This is a genomic window from Spirillospora sp. NPDC000708 (assembly GCF_040299565.1).
Lineage (GTDB): Bacteria > Actinomycetota > Actinomycetes > Streptosporangiales > Streptosporangiaceae > Spirillospora.
In genome coordinates, this window is the sequence record NZ_JBEPCJ010000033.1 from 1 (window position 1) to 15,524 (window position 15,524).

15 protein-coding genes are annotated in these 15,524 nt (G+C 74.4%); 4 read left to right on the forward strand and 11 right to left on the reverse strand.

Annotation, left to right across the window (positions count from 1 at the left end; translation table 11 throughout):
* Positions 1-98: 98 nt before the first annotated feature.
* The gene (locus tag ABT299_RS23300; RefSeq protein WP_500251970.1) at positions 99-2,990 is read right to left on the reverse strand and encodes a helix-turn-helix transcriptional regulator; all 2,892 of its coding nucleotides are present in this window, start codon (positions 2,988-2,990) and stop codon (positions 99-101) included.
* Entirely contained in the window at positions 2,987-3,625 is a 639-nt protein-coding gene (locus ABT299_RS23305; RefSeq protein ID WP_500251971.1) for an FMN-binding negative transcriptional regulator, read from the reverse strand. Before ABT299_RS23305 ends, ABT299_RS23300 begins: the two co-directional genes overlap by 4 nt.
* Positions 3,626-3,676: 51 nt before the next feature.
* Between ABT299_RS23305 and ligD the strand changes: the two genes are divergently transcribed.
* The 4 genes from ligD to ABT299_RS23325 all read left to right on the forward strand — a co-directional run bounded on the left by ligD (position 3,677) and on the right by ABT299_RS23325 (position 7,880).
* Positions 3,677-4,633, forward strand: a complete 957-nt coding sequence (ligD, locus tag ABT299_RS23310) for a non-homologous end-joining DNA ligase (RefSeq protein WP_500251972.1) — start codon at positions 3,677-3,679, stop codon at positions 4,631-4,633.
* Between the two features lie 113 nt (positions 4,634-4,746).
* Complete coding sequence (locus ABT299_RS23315; RefSeq protein ID WP_500251973.1) at positions 4,747-6,117, forward strand: cytochrome ubiquinol oxidase subunit I; 1,371 nt, start codon at positions 4,747-4,749, stop codon at positions 6,115-6,117.
* 3 nt (positions 6,118-6,120) lie between these two features.
* Positions 6,121-7,131 carry a cytochrome d ubiquinol oxidase subunit II gene (locus ABT299_RS23320; RefSeq protein WP_500251974.1) on the forward strand — a complete coding sequence of 337 codons (1,011 nt, stop codon included), beginning with the start codon at positions 6,121-6,123 and terminating at the stop codon, positions 7,129-7,131.
* A gap of 74 nt (positions 7,132-7,205) precedes the next feature.
* Positions 7,206-7,880, forward strand: a complete 675-nt coding sequence (locus tag ABT299_RS23325) for an esterase/lipase family protein (protein WP_190868430.1) — start codon at positions 7,206-7,208, stop codon at positions 7,878-7,880.
* A gap of 117 nt (positions 7,881-7,997) precedes the next feature.
* Here the strand turns inward: ABT299_RS23325 and ABT299_RS23330 are convergent, their stop codons facing one another.
* From ABT299_RS23330 to ABT299_RS23370, 9 genes are all read right to left on the reverse strand, one after another.
* The gene (locus ABT299_RS23330; RefSeq protein WP_500251975.1) at positions 7,998-8,852 is read right to left on the reverse strand and encodes a geranyl diphosphate 2-C-methyltransferase; all 855 of its coding nucleotides are present in this window, start codon (positions 8,850-8,852) and stop codon (positions 7,998-8,000) included.
* A 46-nt stretch (positions 8,853-8,898) separates the two neighbouring features.
* Complete coding sequence (locus tag ABT299_RS23335; RefSeq protein ID WP_500251976.1) at positions 8,899-10,362, reverse strand: family 2 encapsulin nanocompartment cargo protein terpene cyclase; 1,464 nt, start codon at positions 10,360-10,362, stop codon at positions 8,899-8,901.
* 185 nt (positions 10,363-10,547) lie between these two features.
* Positions 10,548-11,438 carry a TauD/TfdA dioxygenase family protein gene (locus ABT299_RS23340; RefSeq protein ID WP_500251977.1) on the reverse strand — a complete coding sequence of 297 codons (891 nt, stop codon included), beginning with the start codon at positions 11,436-11,438 and terminating at the stop codon, positions 10,548-10,550.
* A 14-nt stretch (positions 11,439-11,452) separates the two neighbouring features.
* Positions 11,453-12,289 (reverse strand): ABC transporter permease, encoded by an 837-nt coding sequence (locus ABT299_RS23345; protein ID WP_190868427.1) that lies wholly within the window; start codon positions 12,287-12,289, stop codon positions 11,453-11,455.
* On the reverse strand, positions 12,286-13,092 hold the full coding sequence (locus ABT299_RS23350) for an ABC transporter ATP-binding protein (RefSeq protein ID WP_190868426.1): 807 nt from the start codon (positions 13,090-13,092) through the stop codon (positions 12,286-12,288). The genes ABT299_RS23345 and ABT299_RS23350 overlap by 4 nt, the downstream gene beginning before the upstream one ends.
* A complete protein-coding gene (locus ABT299_RS23355) occupies positions 13,089-14,132 on the reverse strand; it encodes an ABC transporter substrate-binding protein (protein ID WP_500251978.1) in 1,044 nt (347 codons plus the stop codon). The genes ABT299_RS23350 and ABT299_RS23355 overlap by 4 nt, the downstream gene beginning before the upstream one ends.
* A 108-nt stretch (positions 14,133-14,240) precedes the next feature.
* Positions 14,241-14,318 (reverse strand): putative leader peptide, encoded by a 78-nt coding sequence (locus tag ABT299_RS23360; protein WP_372442534.1) that lies wholly within the window; start codon positions 14,316-14,318, stop codon positions 14,241-14,243.
* Between the two features lie 122 nt (positions 14,319-14,440).
* Positions 14,441-14,725, reverse strand: coding sequence for a DUF6295 family protein (locus tag ABT299_RS23365; RefSeq protein WP_190868424.1), 285 nt, complete (start codon positions 14,723-14,725; stop codon positions 14,441-14,443).
* Positions 14,726-14,739: 14 nt separating this feature from the next.
* The gene (locus ABT299_RS23370; RefSeq protein ID WP_500251979.1) at positions 14,740-15,483 is read right to left on the reverse strand and encodes a dienelactone hydrolase family protein; all 744 of its coding nucleotides are present in this window, start codon (positions 15,481-15,483) and stop codon (positions 14,740-14,742) included.
* Positions 15,484-15,524: the final 41 nt, after the last annotated feature.

Below are 15,524 nucleotides of genomic sequence, written 5' to 3' on the forward strand. Positions count from 1 at the left end.
CGCGCCCCCGACCGCCCCACCCCCCGACCGCACGCCCGACCCCCCGCCCGCGCCCCCCCGGCGGCCGGCCGCGCCGCCCGGCCGCGCCGCCCGGCCGGCTAGTCGAACAGCCGGAGCCGGTGGGCGGCCGCGGCGGCCTCGCCGCGGCCGGCGACGCCGAGCTTGCCGAGGATGTGGGACACGTGCACGCTGGCGGTCTTCACCGAGATGAACAGCGCCTCGGCGATCTCCCGGTTGCTGCGCCCGGCGGCGACGAGCCGCAGTACCTCCGTCTCGCGCGGGGTGAGGCCGAGCCGGGGGGAGCGCCGGTCGCCGCCGAGCGGGGCCCCGGCGCGGCGCGCGAGGTCGGCGGCGCGCTCCCGCAGCGGACCGGCGCGCAGGCCGCCCGCCAGCTCGGCGGCCCGCCGCAGCGCCGAGCCCGCGCGGTCCCGGTCCCCGGCCGCGAGCGCGGCCTCCCCGGCCCTGACCAGCGCGCACGCCGTCCCGTACGGCTGGTGCAGCGCGTCCCACGCCGCGGCCGCCGCGTCCCACGCCGCCTGGTCCAGGACGCCCTCGGCGCGCGCGGCCTCCGCCTCGAACGTCAGCCGGTGCGCCTCCTGCACCGGCCCGTGGACGCGCAGCCCCTCCACGCGGGACCGCACCTTCGCCAGCGCGCCCGTGTCGCCCAGCTCCGCGCAGGCGGCGGCCGCGACCACCAGCCCCGGCAGCGCGTACCGGGACTCGTCGGGCAGGCCGACGTCGGTGAGGATCGGGTCGAGCGCGTCCAGGGCCTCGGCCGGGCGGTCCCGCGCGAGCGCGATCAGCGCGCTCAGCCGGGCCACCGGGAACAGGTTCTGCGCGCGGCGCGCCGCGCCCCGCGCGATCAGCCCGGGCGGCTCCGCCGCGTGCCGCTCGGCGGCGGCGAGGTCGCCCCGGGCCAGCTCGACCGCCCCCGCCAGGTGGTGCAGCCCCGCCCGGATGACGCCCGCCGACGTCCGCGGGAGCGTCCGCCCGATCACGTCGAGCGCCTCGTCCCAGCGGCCGAGCGACACCAGCGGCTCCGCCACGTTGATGGACAGGAACGCGCCGGCCGACCGGGCCAGCCCGTACTCCTCCGCCCGGGCGACGCCCGCGGCGGCCACCTCGGCGGCCTCCGCGTGCCGCCCGTACATCTCCAGCACGTCGGAGTGGTTGGTGAACGCGCGCAGCAGCGGCTCGAACGCGCGGACCTGCGACGCCCGCGCCGCGACCCGCCCGATCCGGGCGAAGAACGCCTCGGGGTCGTCCTGGTCGAACAGGTCGAGCCAGGCCAGGTTCAGCTCGACCGACAGCTCGGACTCGGTGTCCCCGACCGCCCGCGCGACCTCCAGCGCCTCGCGCGCCGCGTCCAGGGCCTCCGCGCGGGTGCCGTGCAGGCCGATGATCTTCGTGGCGAGCGTCGCGAGCACCCGCGCCCGCTCGGCCGACGGCGGGTCGGCCGGCACCAGCCGGGCCGCCTCCCGCAGGTCCGCGGGCGCCTTGTCGCTGCCCGCCCGCAGCCGCAGCATGCCGCGCAGCTCGTACAGCCGCGCCTCCCGCATCGGGTCGCCGGCCGCCTCGCCCGCGCGCAGCGCCTCGGTCGCCAGCCGGATCCCGACGTCCGGCTCGCCCGCGAGGTCGGCCAGCGTGACGGCCTCCTCCATCACCTGGACGTGCGGGACGCCGACGCGCTCCGCCGCGTCCGGCACCCGGTCCCACAGCCCGAGCACCCGCGACGCCATCCGCAGCGCCTCCGCGTAGGCGAGCGCCCGCCGGGTCTCCCCGACGGCCCGCCACGCCGCGGTCAGCGCCCGGACGACGTCGTGCGCCGCGTGCCAGTGGTGGGCCAGCGTCACCGCCCGCGCCCGGTCCGGCATCAGCTCCGGGTGCTCCTCCAGCACCCGCGCGTACCGGACGTGCAGCCGCGTCCGCTCGCCGGGCAGCAGGTCGTCGTGCACCGCCTCGCGGATCAGCGCGTGCCGGAACGCGTAGCCGTCGCCGTCCACCACCAGCGTGTTGGCCGCCACGGCGGGCCGCAGCCCGCGGGTCAGCTCCCGCTCGTCCAGCCCGGCGACCGCCGCGAGCAGCTCGTGCTCGATCCGCGCGCCGCCGCCCGCCGCCACCCGCAGGATCTCCTGGGTGTCCTCCGGCAGCCGCTGGACGGCGCCGAGCAGCAGGTCGCGCAGCGACTCCGGCAGGTCCCGGCCGGCGCCCGACCCGACCAGCGCCTCGACGAACAGCGGGTTGCCCTCGCTGCGCTCGAACACGTCTGCGAGCGTGCCGGCCGGCGGGCCCGCGCCGAGGATGCCGCGCACCAGCTCGCCGACCTCGTCCCGGCCGAGCCGCCCGACCTCGACGCGGGCGACGTGCTCGACGCGCTCCAGCTCGATGAGGACCGGGCGCAGCGGATGCGCGCGGTGCAGCTCGTCGGTCCGGTACGTGACGACGATCAGCAGCGCGTCCCCGGCGCCCAGGTTGCGGACGAGGAACGTCAGCAGGTCGCGGGTCGAGGCGTCCGCCCAGTGCGCGTCCTCGACGACCAGCACCACCGGCCCGGACGCCGCGAGCCGCTCCAGCAGCGTCAGCACCAGCTCGAACAGCCGGGCCCGGGACTCGCCGGTGAACGCGCCCGCGTCGGCGTCGCCGAAGTCGGGCAGCAGCCGGCCCAGCCCGTCGCCCGCGCCCGCGGGCAGCAGGCCGCGCACCCCGTCCACGCCGACGTCGCGGACGAGCCCGCGCAGCGCCGCGGTGAACGGCGCGAACGGCAGCCCCTCGGTGCCGAGCTCCAGGCAGCCGCCGACCAGGACCCGCGCACCTTCCGCGCGGGCGCGCGCGCCGAACTCGCCGACCAGCCGGGTCTTGCCGACCCCGGCCTCCCCGCCGAGCAGCACCGCCGACGGCGTCCCGGCGCGGGCGTCGCGGAAGGCGGCGTCGAGCGCGGCGGACTCGCGCTCGCGGCCGACGAGCACCGGGCTGACCGTACGGGCGTTCACCGCTCCGGCGCGTCCGGCCTCGCGGCCGCGCGCACGGCCTCGGCCATGGCCGGGTCGCCCTCGGCGAGGGACCCGGCGGCGACGCCGTCCCGGTCGGCCGCCGGCCGGTTCTGGCTCAGCTTCGCCTTCGCCTCGATCCGGGTGATGACGAGCTCCAGCCCGACGATCGCGCGCAGCTGCCCGGCGATGTACTCCGGCGGCGCGTCGTCCACCGACCAAGGGGCGGGACGGCCCGCCTCGTGCCTGTCGGTGAGCCGCCGCACCAGCGACTCCAGCCACGCCGGGTCGTCGTGGACGACCAGCCGCCCGTACACGTGCGCGGTGAGGTAGTTCCACGTCGGCACGACCCGCCCGTGCTCGGCCTTGGACGCGTACCACGACGGCGTCACGTACGCGTCGGGACCGTGCACGATGAACAGCGACTCGCCCTGCGCGGGCGCGCTCCACTGGTCGTTGTTGCGGGCGACGTGCGCGAGCAGCGCGCCGTGCTCGCCGACGTCCGGGTCGTACAGGACGGGAAGGAACGTGGCGACGAGGCCGCGCGGCGTGCTCGTGACGAGGTCGGCCGCGCCGCAGCCGTCGAGCAGCGCCCGGACCTCGGCGTCACCGGCCGAGAAATGTGCGGGTATGTACACGCTCCGACGCTACCCGAACGGCCTGTCGGAGGCGCGTGCGAAGGTGGAGGCGTGAGCACGGAAGAGGAGCGCGACGGGGTCCGGCTGACCAACCTCGACCAGCCGCTGTTCGACGGCGCCGACGCGACCAAGCGCGATCTGGTCGACTACCTCGACGCCGTCGCCGGGCGGCTCGTCCCGAAGCTGGAGGGCCGCCCGCTGTCCGTCATCCGCGTGCTGCGCGGCCAGAAGCCGTTCATGCAGAAGAATCTCCCCAAGTACACGCCGCCCTGGGTGCGCCGGGTCACGGTGTGGGCCGAGACGTCGCGGCGGGAGGTGTCCTACGCGCTCTGCGACGACCGCCGGACCCTCCTGTGGTTCGCCAACCAGCGCGCGGTGGAGTACCACCCGCCGCTCGCCACCGCCGCCGACCCCGGTCGCCCCACCCACCTGGTGATGGACATCGACCCGCCGGACGGCGGCCCGTTCTCCGCCGCGGTCGGCGCCGCGCGCCTGGTGCGGCGCGCGCTCGCCGACTGCGGGCTCGACGGCGCCGTGAAGACCAGCGGGTCCAAGGGCGTGCACGTGTTCGTCCCGCTCGACGGCCGCACCGCCGCCGACGACGCCGCGGCGGCGACCCGCGCGCTCGCCGCCCGCGCCGAACGCCTCGACCCCGCCCTCGCCACCACGGCGTTCATCCGCGAGGACCGCGCCGGCAAGGTGTTCCTCGACTCGACCAGAGCGGGCGGCGCGACCGTCGCCGCCGCCTACAGCCCCCGGATCAGGCCCGGCACGACGGTGTCCTTCCCCGTCCCGTGGGACGAGCTCGACGCCGCCGACCCGCGCGCCTTCACGATCCGGACGGCGGCGGAGCTGCTCGCCGACCGCGACCCCTGGTTGGAGCTGATGCCTGCCGCGCGCCCCCTGCCCGCCGACCTCGTCGAGGAGGGCCACACCATCCCCATCGCCCGCGTCCAGGCGATGCACGAGGGCAAGCGCCGCGCCCGCGCCCGCCGCGACCAGGGCTGACACCCGGAATGGTCAACGGCCGCCCATGATCGTCCCGGCCGCCGCGTCGCTCCGCGGCGCCCGGGTACGACCCCGCCGGACACCGCGCGAACGGCATCCGAGGGGAGCGGCACGTGACCGTGACGGGGCAGCTGGCGGCCGCCGCGACACCGGGCGACCTCGTCGCCGCGCGGACCCAGATGGCCGTCTCGCTCGGCTGGCACATCGTGCTCGCCTGCCTCGGCGTCGGCATGCCCGCCATCACCTTGATCGCCGAGTGGCGCGGCCACCGCACCGGCGACGCGAACTACCGGCTGCTCGCGCGCCGGTGGGGCCGCGCGATGGGCGTGCTGTTCGCCGTCGGCGCGGTGTCCGGGACGATCCTGTCGTTCGAGATGGGCCTGCTGTGGCCCGGCATGATGGGCGTCTACGGGCAGGTCATCGGGCTGCCGTTCTCGCTGGAGGGCATCGCGTTCTTCATCGAGGCGATCTTCCTCGGCGTGTACCTGTACGCGTGGGACCGGCTGAGCCCGGTGAAGCACCTGCTGTCCGGCGTGCCGATCGTCGTCGCCGGCGTGCTCAGCGCGTTCTTCGTGGTGACCGCGAACGCGTGGATGCAGGCGCCCGTCGGGTTCCGCACGGAGAACGGCCGCGTCGTGGAGGTGCGTCCCTGGCGGGCGATGTTCAACCCGTCGTTCCCGTCGCAGACCGTCCACATGATCCTCGCCGCGTTCATGGTCGCCGGGTTCGGCATGGCGTCGGTGTACGCGGTGGCGATGCTGCGCGGGCGCCGCGACCGCTACCACCGCCTCGGCCTGCTGCTGCCCTTCACCGTCGCCGCCGCCGTCGCGCTGCCGCAGATCGTCGTGGGCGACTGGTCGGCGCGGTTCGTCGCCGACCACCAGCCGATCAAGCTGGCCGCGATGGAGGGCGTGTTCGAGACCGCGCGCGGCGTCCCGCTGCACATCGCCGGCGTCGCGGTCGACGGCGAGCTGCGCTACGGGATCGGGATCCCGCGCGGGCTGTCGCTGCTGGCGCACGCCGACCCGGACGCCGAGATCGTCGGCCTGAACTCGGTGCCGCCCGCGGACCGCCCGCCCGTGAACATCGTGCACTGGGGCTTCGAGGTGATGGTCGGCCTCGGTTCCGCGATGCTGCTGCTGGCGCTCTGGCTCGCCCTGTACTGGTGGCGCCGCCGCGACATGCCCCGCACCCGCTGGTTCCTGGTCGCCACCTCGGTGTCGGGCGTCGCCGCCGTCGGCGCCCTCGAAGCCGGGTGGACGGTCACGGAGGTCGGACGGCAGCCGTGGAGCGTGTACGGGGTCCTGCGCACGGCCGACGCCGTCAACCCGGCGCCCGGCCTGGTCTGGGGCGCCGCCCTGGTCGGCGCCGTCTACGCCGTGCTCACGGTCGCGTCGGTGTACGTGCTGCGGCGCCTGGCCCGGGACGCGCCCGTGCCGATCGCGCCGCAGGAGCAGGACGTCACCGGGTTCACGGTGGTCTGACCCGTGGCGGCCGAGATCCTCCTCGCCGTGCTGTGGATCGGCCTCAGCGCCTACGTGCTGTTCGCCGGCGCCGACTTCGGCGGCGGCGTCTGGGACCTGATCGCCGGCGGCAGCGAGCGCGGCCGGCCGCAGCGGTCCCTGATCGAGCACTCCATCGGCCCGGTCTGGGAGACCAACCACGTGTGGCTGATCTTCGTCCTGGTCGTCACCTGGACGGGCCTGCCGTCGGTGTTCGCGGCGCTCGCCTCCACCCTCTACATCCCGCTGACGCTCGCCGCGCTCGGCATCATCGCGCGCGGCGCCGCGTTCGCGTTCCGCAAGGCCAGCACGGCGCTGTGGCAGCAGCGGCTGTTCGGCGCCACGTTCGCGTTCTCCTCGCTCGTCACGCCGTTCTTCCTCGGCACGGTGGCCGGCGCGATCGCCTCCTTCCGCGTCCCGCCGGGGCTGGCGAAGGGCGGCCTCGTGACCAGCTGGGTCAACCCGACCTCGCTGATCACCGGCGGCCTCGCGGTCGGCGTCGCCGCCTACCTCGCCGCCGTCTACCTCACCCGGGACGCCGAGCGCGGCGGGCACCCCGAGCTGTCCGAGCGGTTCCGGCGGCGGGCGCTGGCCGCCGGCGCGGTGGTCGGCGCCCTGTCGGGCGGCGGCCTCGCCGTCCTGCACGCCGACGCGCCGCGGCTGTTCACCGGGCTGACCTCCGGGCGCGGGCTGCCGCTGCTCGTGGTGTCGATCGCGTCCGGGCTCGCGTCGATGGTCCTGCTGTGGCGGCGCGCGTACGTCGCCGTCCGCGCCACCGCCGCGCTCGCCGTCGTCGGCCTGCTGTGGGGGTGGGGCGTCGGCCAGTACCCGCACCTGCTGCCCGGCGTCGACCTGGACGAGGCCGCGGCCACCGGTTCCGTCCTCGTCGCGAGCCTCGCCTCCCTCGGCGTCGGCGCGCTGCTGCTCCTGCCGTCGCTCTGGTGGCTCTACTCGACGTTCCAGCGCGAGCAGGCGCCGGACGCGCGAGACCGGTGATTTCGCCGATGCGGTGACCGGCGACGGCACCGACACTCGGTGACGAAACACCCCCACCCCCCGAGGAGGAGCAGATGCGCCGGATTCTCGGCACTCTCCTGACCGCGGCGGTCACCGTGCTCGGTGCCGTCGTCGGCGTGAGCGCGCCCGCGCACGCGGCCGGGCACACGCCCGTGGTGTTCGTCCACGGCTACACCGGAAACGCGTCCAACTGGGTCACCGCGGAGGCGGTGTTCGCCGCGGCCGGCTACAGCAGCAACGAGATGTTCGCGTTCAACTACAACTCCTACGGCGACAACAAGACCAACGCCGCGAGCCTGGCCTCCTACGTGAACCAGGTGCGGGCGCAGACCGGCTCGTCGCAGGTCGACATCGTGAACCACTCGATGGGCGGGCTCGTCAGCTGGTGGTACATCAAGGAGCTCGGGGGGCAGCAGTACGTCAGGCACCTCGCCTCCCTCGCGGGCGCCAACCACGGCACCACGGCCGCCTACGCCTGCCTGATCTACACGACCTGCCAGCAGATGTCGCCCGGCTCGTCGTTCATCCAGACGCTGGCCTCCGGTGACGAGACGCCCGGCGACACCAAGTACGCCACCTGGTACTCGCCGTGCGACGGCGTCATCAACCCCTACACCAGCACCATGCTCAGCGGCGCCACCAACAACTACGTGGCGTGCGAGAACCACCTCACCTACCTCACCGACACGGTGGTGCTGAACTCCGTCCGCACCTTCCTGGCGAGCTGACGCCCGCCGGACCGTCTCGAACAGGACCCCGCGGCCCGCCGGTGCCTCCCACCGGCGGGCCGCGGCACGCTCTTCCCACACCCGGTCGCCCGGCCCCGGCCGCCGGAGCCGGGCCGCCTAGACCCGGTCGGCGGCGATCAGCAGGTACTGGAAGCTGCCGCCCTTGTAGGCGTCCAGGAACGCCTGCTCGATGCCGGTCGCCAGCGTCGACTTCGCGCGCAGCTCCCAGTACGGGATCGTCGCCGAGGTGAGGTCGACGACGCTCACCGGGACGAGCCGGTTCGCCGCCATCTCCCGGAAGTAGGTGCTGCGCGGGTGGATGTCGCAGATGTAGTGCGCGTTGATCTCGCTGACGGCCCGCGACGGCAGCCCGTAGGCGTCGTTGTAGCAGCCGGTGATGGTCACGTACCGGCCGCCGCGCCTCAGCAGCCGGGCGTGCTCGGCGAACAGCAGGCCCAGCTCCACGTACATGGTGCTCTCGTTGTTCCAGATCGCCTGGAACGCCCCGGTCTCGAAGCCCGTGTCGAGCATGTTCTTGAAGTGGAAGCGGACCTTGCCGGCGACGCCGTGCCGCTCGGCCTGGTCGTTGGCGAACGCGACCTGCGACTCCGAGATCGACACCCCGTCGACCCGGCAGCCGAACCGCTCGTGGGCCACCAGGCTCGACCCGCCGCGCCCGGACCCGGCGTCCATCAGCCGGTCGGCCGGCTTGATCGGGCCGAGGTGGCTCATGAGCAGGTCGGCCTGGGCGCACTCCAGCCGGTGCAGCTCGGCGATGGTCCGCTGCTCGCGGGTCTCGGCCGGGCCGTCGAGGACCGTCCAGTCGACCGGGCCGATGCCGTAGTGGTGGTGGTAGATCCCGTCCACCTCGCCGAGCCGGAGGTTGACCGGGTTGCGCTCGGCGTTCCAGTACTCGGCGACGGAGTGCTGGTAAAGGCTGCCGAGGACCGGGGAGTCCTGGGTTGCGGTCATGTCCGGTGATCCTTTCGTGGGGTTCGGGTCATCGGGGTGGGGGTCGTCACTTGTAGCGGTCGGACGCGCCGTGCCACTCCAGGCAGCCGGCCATCCAGCTCTGCACGCCGAGCAGGAACCGCTGCAGCTCGGCGGACGGGACCGAGGCCAGCTCCCGCTGGCTGTCCTCGAACCCGCGGACGAAGTCGTTGTGCATCGCCACCGCCGTCCGGACCGCCTCCTCGACGGAGCAGCCCTCCTCCTCGGCGATCAGCAGCACCACGTTGCAGTCGGGCAGGTCGTCGGCGGCCTCCCGCTCCACCGAGTGCAGGTCGTTGACGATGACCGAGGCGGTGCCCGCCTGCATCACCGCGCGGTGCACGCGGGGCTCGTAGAACAGGTTCGAGTCCAGCTGGTAGCCGCCGACGATGTCGATCAGCGTCATGGACGTGTAGAAGCTGTCGTGCTGGCGCGCGGCGAGGTACCGCCACACCGGGGGCAACTGGCCGAGATGCCGCCACGCCGCGTACGCCGTCCAGCTGACGTACATCTGGAACGTGGTGTTGAGGACGCGCATGAGCTGCGACGGCCCGGCGTGGCGCTTGAGGTGGCCGGTGGCGGAGCGCAGCGCGACGAGGACGGGGTCGGACCGCACGGCCTCCTCGACCTGGTCGGTGTACTTGCCCGCGTCCGGCGGCGGGTCCATCGCCGACATCACCAGCGCCAGCCGCGGCGGCAGCTCGGTGGGGATGGCGCCGAGGTCGCTCTCGTCGGCGTAGTAGTCGTCGCACGCCCACCACGCGGCGTTCATCTTGGCGGCGAGCAGCAGCGGGTCGACGTCGTCGGTCTCGGGATGGGCGAGGACCGCGAGCCGCCCGAACCCCGTGTCGCGGAACTTGCCGAGCTGGTCGGCGTAGATCCCGACCTCGTCGGCCCACTCGACGAGCCGGTCGTTGACCACGAGCGCCAGGTCGTCGTCGATCCGGGCCGTCAGCGGGCAGTACAGCGGCGGGAACGAGCCGTCGCCCCACGCGCGTTCGGCGTAGCCCGGCGAGAAGTGGCCGCCCTTGCGCGTCGGGCTCGGCAGGAGCGTCGGCAGGACCGGGAGGGCGGTCTCCGGCACGCCCGGGTCCAGTGCGCCCGGGTCCAGTGCGCCCGGGTCCAGTGCGCCCGGGTCCAGTGCGCCCGGGTCCAGTGCGCCCGGGTCCAGTGCGCCCGGGTCCAGGGTGTTCGTGTCGGGCGCGGCCGGGGCCGGGGCGACTTCCACGGGCGTGTCCAGGGGAGGCGCGTCCGGAGAGGGCGCGTCCGTCGCGGGCGGGACGGTGCGGAGTGCGTCCAGGATGCGCGCCGCCGACGTGCCGAGGCCGCTCGGCCCGGACAGCAGCCGGCTCACCCGCTCGGCCGCCGCGCGCTCGGCCCCGGCCACGGGCGCGGCGTCGGGCGCGGTGTCGGGCCCGGCCTCCGCCCCTGCCTCGGGCGCCGGCCCGCCCGTCCCGCGGCCGGGTCGGCGGGCAACGCTGCAGTCGTCCATCGTCGTTCCCCTCGCTGGATCATGGCGTGGTCGGCCGTGACCAGTTACTCACAGCTTCAGGGCGACTACAACAGGCAGCGACCTTCCCTCGGGGTAACAGCATGTAACCGAGCGCGTACAAGTGGCCTTACGGAAAAGGCCCGGCGGTCCCGTCCGGGACCGCCGGGCCTGTCCGGCCGGGAGCGCTACGCCGCGGCGGCCTCCGCGGCCGGGGTGTAGTGCCCGGCGTCGTCGCCTTCGATGATGCGGCTGGACCCGCCGTCCACGCCCACGGGCACGTCGCCCGCGACGGTGACGCGGTGCAGCACGCGCGGCAGGTCGCCGTAGTCGTCGGGCGCGTAGTGCTGGGTGATGCGGTTGTCGAACAGCACGAGGTCGCCGGGGTTCCACGCCACCCGCACGATGTTCTCCGGACGGGTCACGTACCGCTGCAGCAGCCGCAGGATGTCGCGCGACTCGGTGCCGGACAGCCCCACGATCTCCTGCGCGAACCCGCCGATGAACAGGCCGCGTTCGCCCGTCTCCGGGTGCACCCGCACCACCGGGTGGGCGGTCCGGTAGCGGCGTGCGGTGAACACCTTCCGGTACTCCAGCGCCTTCTCGGTGTTGCTGCGCGGCGCCGCGTAGTCGTAGTCGTTGGTGTGCACGGCCCAAAGCCGGTCGGCGAAGTCCCGCAGCTGGTCCGGCAGGTCGCGGTAGGCGGCGGCGGAGTTGGCGATGAGCGTGTTGCCGCCGTACGGCGGGACGACCAGGGCGCGCAGCGTGCTGAGCTTCGGCGGCGTCCGGACGAAGGTGACGTCGGTGTGCCAGTTGTTGGACCGGATGCCCTCCTCGCCGTTCACCGGGAGGATGTCGGGCTGCCCGTCCACGGACGGGACGGTCGGGTGCGCCCTGGTCAGCTCCCCGAACCGGGAGGCGAAGCGGAGCTGGCCCTCGTCGTCGAGGCCGGCGCCGCGGAACACCAGCACCTTGTGCGCGAGCAGCGCGTCGTTGACCTCCTCGAAGGGCAGGTCGTTCGGGTCGGCCCCGGTGTACTCGGCGCCGATGCGGCCGCCGATGCGACGGAATTCGGTCATGATGCGGGCCCTTTCTAGCGGCGGACGGTGGGGTCGGCGAGCCGCAGCAGCAGCCGCAGCAGGCCGTCGAAGGCGAAGCCGAGCACGGCGATCTCGGCGATCCCGCTGAAGATCAGCGGCGTCTGGAGGTAGTTGCCGGCCTGCAGGATGAGGTAGCCGACGCCGCCGGTGGCGGCGATCATCTCGGCGGCGATGATGGCGGTCCACGCGCCGCCCATCGCGATCCGCATCCCGGTGATGACGCCCGGTACGGCGGCGCGCAGCCGCACGTGCAGCATGGTGTGCAGCTGCGAGGCGCCGAGGCTGCGGCTGGCGTTCAGCAGGTCGGGCGGGACGGCGTCGAGCGCGCCGAGCGTCGCGACCGTCACGATCGGCAGCACCCCGAAGAAGATCAGCGCGATCTTCGAGGTCTCGCCGATCCCGAACCAGACCACCAGCAGCGGGATGAAGGCGATCGGCGGCAGCGGGCGCATGATCGCGATGAGCGGGTCGGCCAGCTCGCGGATCACCCGGACCCCGGCCATGGACGCGCCGAGCACCAGCCCGGCGGCCGTGCCGAGCAGGAACCCGGCGAGGATCCGCCCGGTGCTGATCAGCGCGTCCGCGACCAGCGTCTTGCCCTGCACCTCCGGGTACGGCTTGCGGAGGTACTCGGCGAGCGTCCGGGCGGTCTCGGTGACGGTCGGCAGCGTCACGGAGTCGCCGATGACCAGCGCGGCGACCTCCCAGACCAGCAGCGCGAGGGCGATCGCGCCGGCGCCGGTCCACAGCCGCCGCCACGACCGCGACGGTCCGGGCGCGGCGCCCGCCGCGGCGGCGGCCGCCGCCGGTGCCTCGGTCGTCGTCGTCATCGCTCCAGCACCTCCCTGATGCGCCGCTTGGCGTTCACGAACGCGAGCGTCTCGGTGTCCTCGTAGGCGCGGGGGCGCGGCAGCTCGATGTCGATGACGTCCTTGGTGCCGCCGGGCGGCGCCGACAGCACGCAGACCCGGTCGCCGAGCAGGGCCGCCTCCTCGACGTCGTGCGTGACGAAGACGATCGTGGTGCGGTGCCGCTGCCACAGCTCCAGCAGGAAGCGCTGCATGGCGGCGCGGGTGATGGCGTCCAGCGCGCCGAACGGCTCGTCCATCAGCAGCACGCCGGGCCGGTTGACCAGCACCCGGGCGAACGCGGCCCGGTGCCGCATGCCGCCGGACAGCTCGTGCGGGTAGGCGTCGCGGGCGTCGGCGAGCCCGACGGTCTCCAGCAGCCGCTCGGCGTCCTCGCGGACCCGCGGGGTCAGCGCGCCGCGCGCCTTCGGCCCGTACAGGACGTTCTGCCAGGTCGTCAGCCACGGGAAGAGGTTCGGCGTCTGGAACAGCACGCCCCGGTCGTGGCCGGGGCCGGTGACGGGCCGGCCGCCGACCAGCACCTCGCCGGAGTCGGCGGCGGTGAACCCGGCGAGGATGTTCAGCAGCGTCGACTTCCCGCAGCCGGACGGCCCGAGCAGGCACAGGAACTCGCCCGGCCGCACGTCGAGGGTCACGCCGTCCAGCGCGGGACGGCCGGGGCGGCGGCGCCGGCTGAACGTCTTGCGGACGTCGCGCAGCCGCACCCCGGTCGGCTCGTCGGCGGCGGGCTCGGCGACCGCCGCCTCGGTCTCGGTCGTGCTCATTTGCACCCTCCCGACTGGGCCTTGTCCCAGAAGGCCGGATCGATGTGCCGGGCGATCTCCGCGGTGTCCGGGACGCTCTTCGCCCGGCCCTGCGTCACGAGGAAGTCCGCGGTGAGCTTGAAGTTCTGGGCGAGCCTGCCGCTCGCGGACGTCCCGTCCGGCCCCTTGAGCCACCCGGTCTCCTCCGACGTGGGGATGTAGGGGTAGCTCTTGGTCGCGGCGATGGCGTCCGCCGGTGCGACGCCGATGAACTTCGACGCCGGGGTGATGTACTTGTCGGCCTGCGGGCCCTTCACCAGCGTCTCCGCCTTGGAGATCTGGCAGACGAGCGCCTGCACCACGTCGGCGTGCTGCTTGGCGTAGGCCGAGGACACCGCGAGCATGTTGACGGCCGCGAAGCCGAGCTTGGCGATGTCGGCGGAGCCGACCAGGACGCGGGCCTTGTGCTTCTGCAGCTCCAGCAGGAACGACCGGCTGATGTAGACCGAGTCGATCTTCCCGGCCTTCCAGGCGGCGGCCTCGGCGGCCTCGCTGGCGAAGCTCGCGATCTGCACCTTCGAGGTCAGGCCCTGCGACTTCAGCCAGCCGCGCAGCTGGAAGTCCAGCGTGGAGCCGACGAGCACGCCGACCTTCCGCAGGTCGCCCGGCGCCTTGATCTTGTCGTTGACGGCCAGGCCGGAGGCGTCGATGCTCTCGACGTAGACGGCCTTCACGTCGGTCCCGCTGGCGAAGGCGCCGGTGAACGGCGGGTTCCCGACGCCGGAGACGAACGGGAACGCGCCGGCGCGCAGCTGCGCCATCCCGGCGACGCCGCTGTCGATCGGCTGCAGCCGGATCTTGGCGGGCACCTTGCCGGCCAGGTCGCCGTTCGCGGCGACGATCGCCTCGGGGCCGGCGACCGCGCCCTGGAAGTAGCCGATCTTGACGGTGCCGGTGTCGCCGCGCGCGGACGTCCCGCACCCCGCCGCGGCGAGCGCGAGGCCGGCCGCGGCGGCGGTGATCCGGACGAGGGGTCTTCCGGGCAGGAGTTCTCTGAGCATGGGAAAGGTGTGTTCCTCGGGCGAGCGGCCGGCTCGTGCCCTGGGGTGGGCGCCGGACCTGGGGGACGGGACGGGCGGGCTCCGCGGGGCGGAGCCGCGGGCGGGTCGTCAGGCCGGACAGCCCGCGGCCGTGACGCGGAGCAGGTCCACGTGGCGGCGGCGGACGAGGCGGGGCCGGAGGCGCATGCCGGTATGAGAACACGCCGGGGCGGCACTATGCAACTATTCCTACTGGTTTAACCTGAAATAGCCGGGCCTGGCCGCCCCCGAGCCGGGTGGGCGCCCGCCCGGGGGGACCCGGGGCGGGTTCAGGCGGTGCGCCGCCCGGCGGCGGAGGCCATGCCGGGCGGGGCGGAGGCGAGGGCCTTCTGGATGGCCTCGACGAGCGCGAGCGCCGCCTCCTCGGTCAGCTCCACCGCGACCCGCGCGGACGGCCCCTCGGACGGGTTCGTGAAGTCGATGTTCAGCGTGTGCTCGTTCGTCGAGTGGAACGGGTGGTCGACGTAGACCGCCCCGTCCGTCAGCGTGAACCAGCCGGACGCGCCCTTGGCGGCCCCGGCCAGCTCGACCTTATGGGTCTGGTAGGTGCACATGCGGGTGTCCTCCCTCAGGACGCGAGGTGCCGGCCGAAGAAGTCGAAGATGCGCTTCCAGCCGTCGACGGCGGCCTCGGGCCGGTAGGAGGTCCGCTCGACGGAGAAGAACGCGTGCCCGGCGCCCGGGTAGCTGTGGAACTCGTGCTCCTTGCCGAGCCGCGTCAGCTCCGCGTCCAGCTCGGCGACCTCGTCCGGCGCAGGGAACTGGTCGTCCTCGCCGAACAGCCCGAGCAGCGGGCAGGACAGGTCGGCGGCCCGCGAGATCAGCGGAGCGGCCTTCAGCGGGAAGTCCGCCGGCGGCTCCTTCACCACGAACGCGCCGTAGCAGTCCACGGCGGCGTCGAGGTCCAGCGACACCGCCGCGAGGAACGACTGCCGCCCGCCCGAGCAGTACCCGATCACGCCGACCCTGCCGTTGGCGCCCTCCAGGCCGTTGAGGTGCGCGGCGGCGCCGGCGACGTCCCCGACGAGCTGCTCGTCGGGCACGCCGCCCTTCGCGCGGGCGGCGGCGGCCTGGTCGTCGGGCGCGACGTCCCTGCCCTCCCGCGAGTACAGGTTCGGGCAGATCGCCGCGTAGCCCCGCGCGGCGAAGGTGCGGGTGATCTGCTTGGTGCCCTCGTCGTAGCCGGGCAGGTGGTGGATCACGACCACGCCGCCGCGCGGCCGGTCGCCGAGCGGGCGGGCCAGGTACGCCTCGAGCTCGGCGCCCTCGTGGCCGGTGATCGCGACGGTCCCGGCCTGCATCTGGTCTGTCATGGGTGCGCAACGCTCCGTATGCGGATGGGGACACGGTCGGT

Coding starts and splice junctions, on each gene's coding strand:
- ABT299_RS23325 (WP_190868430.1), top strand. CDS start 7,206: ATGCGCCGGATTCTCGGCACTCTCCTGACCGCGGCGGTCACCGTGCTC.
- ABT299_RS23330 (WP_500251975.1), bottom strand. CDS start 8,852: ATGACCGCAACCCAGGACTCCCCGGTCCTCGGCAGCCTTTACCAGCAC.
- ABT299_RS23335 (WP_500251976.1), bottom strand. CDS start 10,362: ATGGACGACTGCAGCGTTGCCCGCCGACCCGGCCGCGGGACGGGCGGG.
- ABT299_RS23340 (WP_500251977.1), bottom strand. CDS start 11,438: ATGACCGAATTCCGTCGCATCGGCGGCCGCATCGGCGCCGAGTACACC.
- ABT299_RS23345 (WP_190868427.1), bottom strand. CDS start 12,289: ATGACGACGACGACCGAGGCACCGGCGGCGGCCGCCGCCGCGGCGGGC.
- ABT299_RS23350 (WP_190868426.1), bottom strand. CDS start 13,092: ATGAGCACGACCGAGACCGAGGCGGCGGTCGCCGAGCCCGCCGCCGAC.
- ABT299_RS23355 (WP_500251978.1), bottom strand. CDS start 14,132: ATGCTCAGAGAACTCCTGCCCGGAAGACCCCTCGTCCGGATCACCGCC.
- ABT299_RS23360 (WP_372442534.1), bottom strand. CDS start 14,318: ATGCGCCTCCGGCCCCGCCTCGTCCGCCGCCGCCACGTGGACCTGCTC.
- ABT299_RS23365 (WP_190868424.1), bottom strand. CDS start 14,725: ATGTGCACCTACCAGACCCATAAGGTCGAGCTGGCCGGGGCCGCCAAG.
- ABT299_RS23370 (WP_500251979.1), bottom strand. CDS start 15,483: ATGACAGACCAGATGCAGGCCGGGACCGTCGCGATCACCGGCCACGAG.